This is a genomic window from Staphylococcus hsinchuensis, assembly GCF_038789205.1.
Taxonomy (GTDB): Bacteria; Bacillota; Bacilli; order Staphylococcales; family Staphylococcaceae; genus Staphylococcus; species Staphylococcus hsinchuensis.
Genome location: NZ_CP128355.1, coordinates 413,143 through 426,274 on the forward strand (window position 1 = coordinate 413,143; position 13,132 = coordinate 426,274).

Consider the following 13,132-nt stretch of genomic DNA (forward strand, 5'->3'; position numbering starts at 1 on the left):
CATATGACAATCTTATTTACATTTATATGTAGTTTTAGCGCTTCTTATTTCTTTAATGTCATTTATGATTCACCTAGAAGAATATTTATTCCAGCTGGATTTGCTGGCGCTTCGGGATATTTAGTTTACTTTATTCTTCACGAATATCTTAATATGGATAGCATTTATTGCAGTTTATTAGGAAGCCTAACATTAGGACTACTCAGTCATATTATGAGTCGTGTCTTTAAGGCGCCAGTGGTATTATTTATGATTCCAGGCATTATTCCTCTTGTACCAGGAAGTATCGCATTTAGAGCTACACAACAACTCGTGACTTTAAATTTCGCAGAAGCATCAGATACATTTATTCGTGCAATACTGATTGCGGGATCTATCGCATTAGGACTATTAATTTCTGATCAACTGTCTAAATCATTGAACATTAGTCATCTTTGGAAGGTAAAAAGAAACAGACTATAAATATTGAAATTAATCTGCTGTAAATACAAATATAAAAAGTCGAGGTTGGCAAATAGAAAACCCAATCTCGACTTTAATTTTATTCATTAATATAATATAAACCTGTTAAAACGTTCGCTTCTAAATCACTGACTTTAACTTTCAGTGGTACATCTTTTATGAGATGGTGTGCTTTTGCATAGTCTATTATTTTCTCACTATAAGGTAATTTACTTTGCGTCACGCCACCACCTAACACAATATGGTACGTATTAAATATACTTATTAAATTTGTACACAGTTGTTGCGTCAGCGTTAATACCTCATCTATCATTTCAGTAATAGCTTGATTTTCTCGTTTCATATACATATCGATAGCTTCACGTGTTGAAACGTCTCTTTGTAATAAGTCACTTGCCTTTCTACTCATTGCAGTACCTGAGATTTCATTTTCAACACATCCATACTGCTGACACACAGGGCACAGATAATCGCTATTACCTTTAATAATTGTATGACCTACTTCACCAAAGTTTCCATCAACCCCGGAAACCAAAAGACCATCTTTAACATATGCCATCCCTACACCTGTACTAATGGTAATATAGATAAAATTATCAGTTTCATCTTTAATATGCTGATACTCAGAAATGATTGCTGCATCCGTATCATTTACAAAGTTCGGTTGGAAATCACTATTCATTTCGATATACTGTCCAGCGTCGAATTGATTATAAGCTTGCAAATTCGGTGGATTTAAAAATATTCCCTTTCTATAATCACAAGGACCTGGCATCGCAATATTCAAAATAGATTTATCTAGTTGTTCATAATGCTGCGTAAATTGATGGGCTATTTCAATAATCTCACTAAATTGTTGTTGTGGGTCGGATGTGAAAGTTTGAAATCTTTTCTGATCTATAATTTCAGAATGTTCATTCACGACTCCAACAATTGTTTTTGTGCCGCCAATATCAACACAAAGTTTTAACATATTCTGTCACCTCTATTATAAATGGCCTATATGGCGCGTTGTTTTTTATTCGTGACTCACAACAAACGTCATGTCACCGTTAAATTCAATGTTTTCATCTTCTACAGTTAAGATAAAATGCGTCCCCTTTTCTACATCATAAGATTGTTGTTCGGTACGCACAGTGCCGTGACCATCTATAACAGAAACTAAACAATATTGATATGGTTTAGAATAATCTAAATGGCCATCTATTATCCAACGCTCAATAGTAAAAAATGAATTAGAGACAAACTGTGTATACGAATGACCTTGAATCGTTTCATATTTTGGTTTCGTATTTGGAGACGTTTCATCCAAATTAATTACATCTTTACTTTGTTCTAAATGTAATTCTCGTTGTTTACCATTTTTATCTGTACGTTCATAATCATATATCCGGTAAGTAGTATCAGAAGACTGTTGCGTCTCTAAAATTAATATCCCTGCGCCAATCGCATGAACAGTTCCCGCAGGCACATAGTAAAATTCACCAGGTTGGACTTTCACTTTATTAAATAGTTGATCAAATTGCTTGTGATCAATCATATGAATTAGTTCTTTTTGAGACTCAGCATTAACTCCGTAAATAATTTCAGCACCTTCTTTAGCGTCTAAAATATACCAACATTCTGTCTTACCGAACTCTCCTTCATGCTTCTGAGCATAATCATCGTTAGGATGGACCTGAACGGATAATTTATCATTAGCGTCTAATATTTTCGTCAATAAAGGGAAAGGTCTTTCTTCATTTTCACCAAATAAAGCTTGGTCATTTCGCCATACTTCGTCTAAAGTTTCCCCTTGGTACTTTCCATTTTTCACGATATTAGGTCCATTAGGGTGAGCTGAAATCGCCCAACATTCTCCAGTAGAATCATTAGGTATATCATAATTAAAAGACTTGAGTGCTGCGCCACCCCAAATACGTTCCTGAAATACTGGTTCTAAAAATAATGGCATATACGTAAACCTCCGTTAATTGTCTTCAACACTAATAATAAAGCAATTTAAACGACTTGTCATGACTCGATATTCTGTTCAAATAAATTACTATCTTTAATGAAAATTATGAAATATTACAAAGTCTATTACACAAATGTCACATAAAAAAGACGAGTAAAAATCGCCCGTCTTTCAACATGCATAATATCCCATTTTTAATGTCACAACCCCCTTCAACAACTGAAACGTTCGCCGTTTTAAACTTAATTACATTGTAATGTTCTTGAAAAAACAAAGGCATATTTTAGTGTTAAGATGTAATAAGTAATCAAAAGTGTGAGGTGTTATATTATGGAAAGTTTAAAACTACGTTCTATTGATATTCCGAATGATTTGTCTACTTTCGAATATCACAAGTTGTTAGCATATTTAGAGTTCAAATTCGACGTAAACCCTTCTAAAGTTGAATATAAATATGCTTGCGATAAAATCCGCGAAATTTTATCTTAAATTGTATTCCTTTTAGCATAAACGATTATACCCCTTGTTTGAAACGTCACATATCATAGCTTACGTGATTCTCCGAAACTTTTTCATTTACGCAACGGTTGGGACAATAGTTTGATTTGATAAGATATAAAAATTCTAATAAATTATATTTCCAATCCTCATTATTTAACTAAACAAGAAACGTATACCAATTCATGTAAAGAAATGAATTTAATTAACTTATCATTATTAATAGGAATTGCCCAACCGAAATTGATTTTGTCTATTTTGGGAAAAAGATAAGTGAATGAAATTAATATGAGAAATTATAGAAAATTAATCACTTAACTTATTAAAAAAACGTTAACTTGGGAAGTTAACGTTTTTTTATATAATATTTTTTCTTTTTAACACTCTACTAACATCATTTTCTTTTCGTAGGAATAAAAAATAAAGAGATAATTATTATAATTGCAACTAAATCATAACTTATGCTTACCATACGTGGTACACCGAATATGTTCAATAATATAGAACCGATAAGCAAAATAATTAAAATTACCCCTGATAAAACTGAATTGATTTTCATATAGCTTAACCTCCAATGGATTTAATTCAATTTTTAAACTCTCATATATGCCGTTACAATTACTATTATTGAATATTTTAAGAAAATAAAACAAGACTGATGCGTAGGCAAACCCACACATCAGTCCATTACTTTAACAAATTACTAAAATTAAACTCAATCTAATCTAAACATTAACAAAACATAATTGTAATAAAACGTTATCCCAATGAAATTTAATGGATACATATACATGTTATATTGAATGTGTAAAAGGTATTTAGCACTACAGTTGGTTTTTATCCTGCGTTATGCACTTTTTTAATTTCCTTAATAATTAAATTAGATAATGCTTTCGAACCTATAGGTTGTAGATGGATACCATCTTTCGCAAAGTATTCTTGATGGCCTTCTGAGGCTTTATACCATTCAACAACATGAACGTTTTTATGCTTTTTACCTGCTTCATGAATTAACTGATTGACATGTTGCTCATACTTTCTTGGCACGCGAGTCGTCGTTAAGTAGATGTTAGCGCCATTACATTTTTTAATAAGTGTATTAAGTTGACCTTCAGTAAAGTCACCGTTTGTACCTAATTCAAGAACGATGTCTTTGTTAGGCTTACAATAATTTTCGTATTTACTATTAATTAAGTTATTTGCGTCTGTCAATTGTCGGCCTACTTTACCATCAACTTTCGCATTCGGTACTTGTTTTTGGAAATACTTACCGATATCAACCATGACTGAGTCACCAATAAGCATAGGTTTAATTTGACCTTCAAATCCTTGTTTTTGCTTGTTAGATTGTTTGTCATCTTTTGATTTTGTGCTATTAAAAGAAGTTTGCTTATGTTCTTGGAATTTCTTACCTTTCGCATCAAATTGTCCACTAAACAACAATAGAGTAGGAACAACTAAGATGGCAGCAATGGCCATTCTGTAAAATTGTTTTCTCTTTGTAGGTGAAATAGCAAACGCTTTGATACCGTGTTTTCTAACAGGTTTTTCGATAAACCTATAAGAGAACTCTGTCATGAGACACATCAATATAAGATCCAATAAATATGCATAAAATGGAATCTGACCATCTACGAAGTGACTATGTACAAACGTAATAACTGGATAGTGCCATAGATATAAACTATATGATCGTTTACCTATATAAACAAACCATTTATTTCCCATAAGCTTAGCGAACCAACCTGATGGATGCGCCGCACTAGCGATTATAAATAACGTGAAAAATGAAATAATATAAAATCCACCATTGTATAACCATCCCGCTTTACTAGATGTAGTAAAGAACATGATGATTAAACCTATAAATCCTAAAGCACCGAGCACATCTATTAAAGATCTTCGGGAGTTAGGAATATTAGATTTCATGCTGAATGGGGACCAAACCATTGCTAATAAAGCACCGAGTAACAATGTTTGTAAACGGGTGTCCGTACCAAAATAAACCCGTGATTGCCCATTATTGAAATGAGATAAAATAATCATCAATAATAATGAAATTAACGAAACAATTAATAAGGTGAAGAAAGTTTCTCGCCTTTTTGCGAATTTCAATAATAATAATAAAATAATTGGGTAAACTAAATAGAACTGTTCTTCAATCGCAAGAGACCATAAATGTTTTAACGGTGCACTTTCGAATTGATTAAAGTAATCTACATTTTGAATGATGTACCACCAATTCGATACATAGAAAAACGCTGCAACAACATCCTGCTTAATGTCTAGTATTAATTTCGGTTCAAATAATACGACATAAGTTAGTACAACCCCAAGTAAGAATATAACTGCTGGTATTAACCGTTTGATTCTCCGCTTCCAAAAGGCTATTAAATCAATAGAACCTTCTCTTTCATATTCCGACAATAGTAAAGCTGTTATCAAATAACCTGAAATTACAAAAAATGTGTCTACCCCTAAAAAACCACCTGGCAACCACTGTGCATTTAAATGAAAGATGATAATTGCAATTACCGCAATTGCACGAAAGCCATCTAAACCAGGCAGATACCTATGACTATATAATCGTTTGACTCTGCTTAGTTGCATTTTTCGTCATTAATCCTCCCCTCTATATTTCCACATAAATACACCATATCATTATCAAAAAGTAATTACTTAAAATAATCATTATTTTTACAAAATCTTTATATAAATTTGGAATTTATTATATTCAGTTAAAAATACCGAATAATATCAAATTCAACAAATACTGTTAAATCAATATTATTCGGTATTTTAAAAGATATAAATTACAACTTTACTCGGTTTTTAAATACGACTCAACTTAAAATTAAATTAATAATTCAAAAATGCCATTCAATAATTATTCATGTCACTTGTTTTTTACATTTCTTTAATTGTTCCTTGTGAAACACCGGCTCACTTATTGTGAAATTGAAATCATTCCTATAAATGAAACCAAATTATATACACTGTGTAAACATACTGAAGTTGCATAGCTACGGTTTGACTTCATATAGACAAAGACCAGTGCTGCACCAATTATTAAATACAATATAATTTCTAGCGGTGACTTGGCATTCGTTACGTGAAGATAAGCAAAGGCCACTATAGAAACAATCGACATAAAAACAAAATTGAACTTTTTACCTAACTCACCAATTAACAAATGTCTAAATAAAAACTCTTCAATTAATGGGGCTACAATGACTACTGATATAAACATGAAAACTTTTGACCAAAATCCTGTTAATAATTCACTTATCGATTGATCATTTTCAGACTCCTTAAACTGCCATTGTGGAGGAGCAAATTGATCTATCAATGAGCCGATAACAATCTTTAAAATTATGACAATGATAAGTGTCATCACAATCAGTTTCCAATTTTTCTTAATATTGTATAAACCTTGCTTTATTTGTCGGCGATATGTTTCTTTATGTAAAATAATCCAACCTAAAATTAATAGTATACAAACACTTATGTCAGTTAATAACGCTCTTATATGTCCACTTTCGCCTTTTTCATTAAACTTTAAACCGGGGATACTATTTACCACAATCATACTAATAAGCGATACAAATATAAGTCCAAATATATAGAATAATATCAAGGAGAAATCATTCCATTGAATATCCTTCCAACCATATTTTTTATTATTTCTAATTTTCATAAATCATCACCTCTTACAATTCATTTATAAGTACATTAATTTTGAAAAATAATTATTATTTCCTACTTTGTAGCTTTATAAGTATATAATTACTTTTTAATATACTTGTTCATTCCCCTTTATTTTCACCTTCTCACATATCATTTTTACACCATTGAATTTCTTTGTATATGCGTAGAGCATTAAAATAGTGGTATATAAACATTAAGTACAATTAATATACATAGAGGAGTTGGTGTCGATGCGTATTCTCGTCTTAGGTGCTGGAGGCATCGGTGGATACTTTGGTGGTCGTTTAGCTGAAAGTGGACAAGATGTCACTTTTCTTGTAAGACCAAAACGTAAAGCCACGCTAGAAAAACGTGGGTTGTCCATACAAAGTGAAAAAGGAGATTATCATTTCACTCCACAACTAATCACTAAAAAAGAACAAGTAGATCCATTTGATGTCGTTATTTTTTCTTCAAAATCATACCACTTGAAACATGCAATAGAAGATTTGAAACCTTTTGTACATGATCAAACAGTAATCATACCTGTATTGAACGGTATCGAACACATTGAAGAACTACAAGCTGAATTTGGTAATGAAAAAGTCATGGGTGGCTACTGTGTGATTGAAACTACACTCAATGCGAATGGTGAAGTTGTGCATTCGAGTGATTTTGATAAACTATTCTTTGGCGAATTAAATAATAAAGATAGTGAACGTGCACGACAAATAGAACAAGCCTTTTCTAATACGAAAGCTGAATTTATCCATAGTACTCAAATTAATAAAGGTATGTGGAATAAATATCTAATGATAACAGTACTTTCTAGTGTTACAACATTAATGCATGCACCCGTTGGACCGATTCGCGATAGTAATGGAGGAACTGACTTTGTCAGATCACTTTATGATGAAGTCGCTTCAATTATGCAACAACATGGAGCCCCACTTTCAGATAATATCGTTGAAAAGTATATGTCAGCATTTGATAAATTATCTTATCATTTCAAGACTTCAATGCAACGCGACATGGAAAAAGGACATAAAATAGAAACAGATCATTTACAAGGTTATTTACTAGAGTTAGCACAACAGTATAATATTGAAGCTCCACTATTATCATGCGTATATCAAAGTCACCAAGTTTATAAAGAAATGCGTGAATAAATATAAAAAATGGGTAGGACCGCTTATGTTTTAAACTTAAAACACGCGTTGTACATCACACGCCTGCGCTAAGACATATATGGCCCTGCCCTTTTTCTATTATTAACAACGATTATCTTAACGATAAATCATTCTTATACTTCTGACATCATATGATTTTCATCAATTTCAAATCCCATATCTTCAATCATGTCAAAATCTAATTTGTTAGGTTGTCCTCCTGTAATTAAATAATCACCAACAAAAATCGAATTCGCAACCATCAATGAGATAGGTTGTAATGCTTTAAGGTTTACTTCACGTCCACCTGCAATACGAATTTCTTTAGATGGATTGATTAGTCTAAACAACGCTAAAATTCTCAAACATTTCATCGGTGTTAATTCATCCATATCACCAAATTTAGTTCCTTTAATTGGATGTAAGAAATTAATTGGGATACTATCTGCATCTAATGCTTTTAAAGCAAATGCCATATCCACACGGTCTTCATTTGATTCACCCATACCACAAATCACGCCAGAACAAGGTGAAATATTATGTTTCTTCATCGTTTCTACCGTTTCCACACGTTGTTCATATGTGTGCGTAGTAACTACCTCACTATGATAGTTTTTACTTGTATTTAAATTATGGTTATAACGATCGACCCCAGCGTTTTTTAACTTTTTAGCATGGTCTTCGTTCGCAATACCTAAACATGCACAAATCTTTAATTGTGGATGTTTCGCTTTAATTTCTTCAACTGTATCCGCTATGTAATCGACTTCTTTATCACTTGGGCCTCTACCACTCATTACAATGCAATATGTACCTATTTTGTTATCATTCGCAACAGTAGCACCTTGTGAAATCTTATCTTTTGATACAAGTGCGTAACGTGTCTTAACTTTCATATCTCGTGATTGGCCACAATATCCACAATCCTCAGGACAAATACCACTTTTAGCATTTAAAATCATATTTAATTTAACTTTATGGCCATAATAATGTTTGCGTAATTGATACGCTTCATCAACTAAATCTAAAGTATCAATTGAATCATCAGTATAGATGGATAACGCTTCTTCTTTTGTTAAGTCCTCACCATCTAATATGCGTTTTGCAATTTCCATTAAAATTCCCCCATAACTTTAATATAATTAGAGGATACCACTAATGTAAACTAATTTCATCATTTCGTTTACAATATTAATTTCATAAACGCCTTAAACTGTTAATTGTTGAAGATTTTCAAAAACACAAAAAGTGATTGTTGCTACATTAAATTTAAGTACGAAATATACGTTATCCTAAATTTAATTAGCTTCAACCACTTGGTTATCTAAATATTAAAATAAATCACCTAACGTCACTGCCATAATTGCTTTAATGGAATGTAATCTGTTCTCAGATTGTTCGAAAATTACAGAATGTGCGCCTTTAAAGACTTCATCAGTTATTTCCATTTCTGAAATACCATATTTATCATAAATCTGTTTACTTAGTTGACTATTCAAATCATGAAATGCAGGCAAACAGTGTAATACGATAACATTCGAGTTGGCTGATTGTTCAATCACACTTTGGTTTAAGCAATAAGGTGATAATAACTTTATGCGGTCTTCTATTACAGATTGATCTTCACCCATCGAAAACCATACATCAGTATATAGTGCATCCGTTTGGTACACGGCTTGCTGAAGATCATCAGTTATTAAAATGTCACTTTCATTCATTTGCGCAATTTTCTTTGCCTGTAATTGTACTTCTGAGGAAGGTTGCAAAGATTTAGGTGCTGCTATTCTGATATTTACTCCTAATGTTGCCCCTGTAATTAATAGGTCATGAGCGACATTATTTCTTGCATCTCCTACGTAGGTTAATGTCTTAGACTTAAATGTTCCCCAATTTTCTTTCATTGTATAGAAATCAGCAATCATTTGTGTAGGATGCCATTCATTTGTCAAACCATTCCATACTGGGACATTTGCATGTTGTGCTAATGTTTCCACATCTTTCTGGTGATAACCTCTAAACTCAATTCCATCATACATTCTCCCTAACACTTTAGCAGTATCTTCAATAGATTCTTTCACACCTAAATGAAGATCACCTTGACCAAAGTAATCAGTATGCGCTCCTAAATCATTCGCTGCAACACAAAATGCAGAACGTGTTCGCGTTGAGGGCTTTTCAAATAGTAAAGCTAAGTTTTTTCCTTTTAAAAATGGATGTGGTATACCATGTTTCTTCTTTTCCTTTAATTCACCTGTGAAATCGATTAAACTATTTAATTCTTTTTTGGTAAAGTCTAAAGTTTTTAAAAAATGTTTACCTTTAAACAAACCTAATTGTTTTATATCTGTTGTGTACGCCCCATATAAATCACTCCTATATATTCTATTTCAATTCATAATAATCTAAATTTACGCAATTTTCAATAATTTTTATGCATTTTTCTGCATATTTTTGAATTTGATAAGTGAGATTGATGAAAATATTGGATTTAAAAATGGGTATTCATTTTAATCAGTTAGGCAAAAAAATTATGTTAAAAAGTACAATTTTGAAGTTTTTTTAATGATTTATGCATTATTTATAAAAAATTAAGTAAAAAGTTTTACAATATTGATGTAAATATAATTACCACGGAGGTGAAGTACCATGTTCGACTTAATCATCAAAGTAATCAAACAAATCGCTTCTCAATTCGTTTCAGGCGGTTTCCAAGAGAAATAATTTTTAAACAATTCATTAAAAAACCCTAACCCCAAATTTATTTTTCTATTCGTTACAAAATTTAAAAAGGCAAATGAGTTAACTATCCCAAAAAACTATCCCTTATTACATTTGTTCGAATCTCCCCAAACAAAACCCTCATGAATTCAGTTCATGAGGGTTTTTTATTTGATAATATCCTTCTTTAAATAATGTATTATATTTTTTTCTCATTGAGCCGTCTAATATTACCAACTAAGTCTATTTTTTGATACAGTACAAATAAATATATTGGAAAGCTTGAGTTAGGATGTGTACGCTTATGAAGCTCAAATCGATAACATTATTTACTGCAAATTTAGTAGATACATTTCACTTTTATAAAGATACATTAGAATGCCCAGTTCAAATTATAAACGCAATGGCGTTTAAAGTTACGATTGGCGAAACGCAATTACTATTTCAAAAGTCACACGAAATGAACCAACCGTTTTACCATTTTGCAATTGATATTCCATATAATCACTTTAATGAAATGAAGCGTCATTATTTGAACATATTATTTTTATTAACTGAAAAAGGTCAACACACAGCCACCTTTGATACTTTTTATGCTCATTCATTTTATTTTAATGATCCATCTGGGAATGTCGTAGAATTAATCGCTCGCAATTCAAACATAAGTGATTATGCGCAATTTATAAGAATTAGTGAAATTGGTTTTGTCTGTAACGATTTGTTAAATGTTTATGCAGCACTTTCTGATTACCATCTTCAAACTGTAAACCATGCTTATCCTACTGCTGAAAATTTCAATTTCATCGGGGACTCCCAGGATGAAAGTTATATTATACTAACTTCTGAAGAAAAGAAATGGGATTTCTCTGATCAATCTTCAAAAGCTTATCCAATAAAAATTGAAACCACACGTTTTACTTTATCTTATATTAATGAACAATGGTTTATTGATAATAAGTAATACATCATTCATTATTTAACTACAATACCCTACCTCACGATCCCCTTCTATAATTCGTCTATCTCTTCAGTTTCATTGATATGTTTGTGACCTCTGCTTTAAATTATCTAAAATAACATTAGGTACTAACTTCAATTTTATATCTTCTCCTAAAAATAAAATCCAGTTTGTAATATCTGCTATTACCTGTTTGTCACTCATGTCGACCCATTCCTTTAAAATAGCTTGTGTCTGAAATGGATCCATAAATGATAATGTAAACTTAAATGGGTGATATTTATGATATTGAGCTATTGCTTGAGGGCCTAATTCAATCATTAAATTGGGGTCGAGTTCTTGATGAGCTAATTTATGTTTGATTTTACGCTTACTCCATTTCTTATGAGGTTTATAAACTTCCACATCTATTAACCGATCAATATGAAATGTCTTTTTAATTTCATCATTCAAATCAAAGCCTTCCATCAACCACAAATGTTTTTCACGATAAAGATGTAGAAGATAAATAGGAACACCGACATGCTGATCCTGTCCCTCTATTGTGATAGAAATATATCTGTGCTCTAAAAATAGTCCTATCAGTTTTTCTAAAATCGGGTTCGGTAAATCAGAGAGATCTAAAATATTCGGGTTATTTGGATGTGTACTTTCAAATAATAGTATTTGATTTAATAAAACAAGATTATCTTGCTGATTTTGAGGGATGAGGCCTAATAACTTTTCAGCAATCGATTGTCGACTTTCTAAATAAGGTAACTGCTGATTTCGAGACGCCATAAATGCAATAAACAATGCTTTCACTTCATTATCTGTAAAATGAATGGAAGGCAGTACAGAATTATTCATAACTGTATATCCCCCATCTCTACCGACTTCCGCTTCTAAAGGCATCCCCATACTTTCAATTTCATTGATATCTCTAATAGCTGTAGATCTAGAAATTTCGAACTCATGCATAATTTCACTAATCGTAAAAAAAGAACGGTTACTTATATAGCGCATCATTGTATTAATTCTTTCAACTTTTTTCATAAACACTCCTAAACAGTATCATTTTTTGACATGATTAAATGTTACTATAAACTTAACATCAAGAGAAATGATATCGATCTAACTTTTTAAGGAGGCATTTTCAGATGACACAATATTCAGTAGAGCAAAAAGACAGTTTTACAGTATTAGGTATTGGCACAGAACTTAAAAGCGATTATACAGATTACGAGGGCATTAGTAAGGAAAAATCAGAATTCTGGGACAACGTACACGAAAATGGCGACATTGAAAAATTAAAGTCAGTAGCCACAAATGATTATTTATTCATCGCAAATGAAGCAGTAAATAATAAAATGATGCATTATGCAGGTGTTATGACTGAAGAGAGCTTACCTGAAGCAACAAGAGCTATAGAATTCCCTGAAAGCGATTATCTTGTCGTTAAAGGCGAGGCAGAAACTGAAAAAGCATTAAGCGAATTATTAACAGGTTCAGCATTTGGTGAAGTGCTACCTCAATTAAACGATGTAGCTTATCAAGGCGGACCTAACGCAGCTGTAATAATGGGTAAACAAGAAGATAATTATTACGGTGAAATGTGGATACCAGTTGTAAAACAAAGCTAATAAGTAAAACTTACAATCAATAAATTTATATAAAGACACGTCTCTATTTCATGAGAGGACG

The 13,132-nt window shown here is 31.8% G+C and carries 12 protein-coding genes; 5 read left to right on the top strand and 7 right to left on the bottom strand.

The window, feature by feature from the left end; translation table 11 throughout:
- Positions 1–3: 3 nt before the first annotated feature.
- Positions 4–462 (top strand): threonine/serine exporter family protein, encoded by a 459-nt coding sequence (locus QQM35_RS02155; RefSeq protein ID WP_251517238.1) that lies wholly within the window; start codon positions 4–6, stop codon positions 460–462.
- A gap of 79 nt (positions 463–541) precedes the next feature.
- On the opposite strand, the gene QQM35_RS02160 is transcribed toward QQM35_RS02155, so the two are convergent.
- Positions 542–1,435 carry an ROK family protein gene (locus QQM35_RS02160; RefSeq protein WP_251517235.1) on the bottom strand — a complete coding sequence of 298 codons (894 nt, stop codon included), beginning with the start codon at positions 1,433–1,435 and terminating at the stop codon, positions 542–544.
- Positions 1,436–1,480: 45 nt separating this feature from the next.
- Positions 1,481–2,416, bottom strand: a complete 936-nt coding sequence (manA, locus tag QQM35_RS02165; protein WP_251517232.1) for a mannose-6-phosphate isomerase, class I — start codon at positions 2,414–2,416, stop codon at positions 1,481–1,483.
- A 333-nt stretch (positions 2,417–2,749) separates the two neighbouring features.
- Between manA and QQM35_RS02170 the strand changes: the two genes are divergently transcribed.
- On the top strand, positions 2,750–2,908 hold the full coding sequence (locus QQM35_RS02170) for a hypothetical protein (protein WP_251517229.1): 159 nt from the start codon (positions 2,750–2,752) through the stop codon (positions 2,906–2,908).
- Positions 2,909–3,754: 846 nt separating this feature from the next.
- Here QQM35_RS02170 and QQM35_RS02175 read toward each other — a convergent pair.
- Positions 3,755–5,527, bottom strand: a complete 1,773-nt coding sequence (locus tag QQM35_RS02175) for an acyltransferase family protein (RefSeq protein ID WP_251942424.1) — start codon at positions 5,525–5,527, stop codon at positions 3,755–3,757.
- Between the two features lie 337 nt (positions 5,528–5,864).
- Positions 5,865–6,614 carry a CPBP family intramembrane glutamic endopeptidase gene (locus QQM35_RS02180; protein ID WP_251517224.1) on the bottom strand — a complete coding sequence of 250 codons (750 nt, stop codon included), beginning with the start codon at positions 6,612–6,614 and terminating at the stop codon, positions 5,865–5,867.
- A gap of 241 nt (positions 6,615–6,855) precedes the next feature.
- On the opposite strand from QQM35_RS02180, the gene panE reads away from it, so the two are divergent.
- Positions 6,856–7,773 (top strand): 2-dehydropantoate 2-reductase, encoded by a 918-nt coding sequence (gene panE / locus QQM35_RS02185; protein ID WP_251519046.1) that lies wholly within the window; start codon positions 6,856–6,858, stop codon positions 7,771–7,773.
- Between the two features lie 134 nt (positions 7,774–7,907).
- On the opposite strand, the gene bioB is transcribed toward panE, so the two are convergent.
- Positions 7,908–8,888 (bottom strand): biotin synthase BioB, encoded by a 981-nt coding sequence (gene bioB / locus QQM35_RS02190; RefSeq protein ID WP_251517221.1) that lies wholly within the window; start codon positions 8,886–8,888, stop codon positions 7,908–7,910.
- Positions 8,889–9,104: 216 nt separating this feature from the next.
- Positions 9,105–10,100 (bottom strand): ornithine carbamoyltransferase, encoded by a 996-nt coding sequence (argF, locus tag QQM35_RS02195; RefSeq protein ID WP_251517218.1) that lies wholly within the window; start codon positions 10,098–10,100, stop codon positions 9,105–9,107.
- Between the two features lie 695 nt (positions 10,101–10,795).
- Here argF and QQM35_RS02200 point away from each other — a divergent pair.
- Entirely contained in the window at positions 10,796–11,452 is a 657-nt protein-coding gene (locus QQM35_RS02200) for a hypothetical protein (protein ID WP_251517215.1), read from the top strand.
- 72 nt (positions 11,453–11,524) lie between these two features.
- Here QQM35_RS02200 and QQM35_RS02205 read toward each other — a convergent pair whose 3' ends face one another.
- Positions 11,525–12,484, bottom strand: a complete 960-nt coding sequence (locus QQM35_RS02205) for a helix-turn-helix transcriptional regulator (protein ID WP_251517212.1) — start codon at positions 12,482–12,484, stop codon at positions 11,525–11,527.
- Positions 12,485–12,588: 104 nt separating this feature from the next.
- On the opposite strand from QQM35_RS02205, the gene QQM35_RS02210 reads away from it, so the two are divergent.
- Entirely contained in the window at positions 12,589–13,071 is a 483-nt protein-coding gene (locus QQM35_RS02210) for a GyrI-like domain-containing protein (RefSeq protein WP_251517209.1), read from the top strand.
- Positions 13,072–13,132 lie beyond the last annotated feature (61 nt).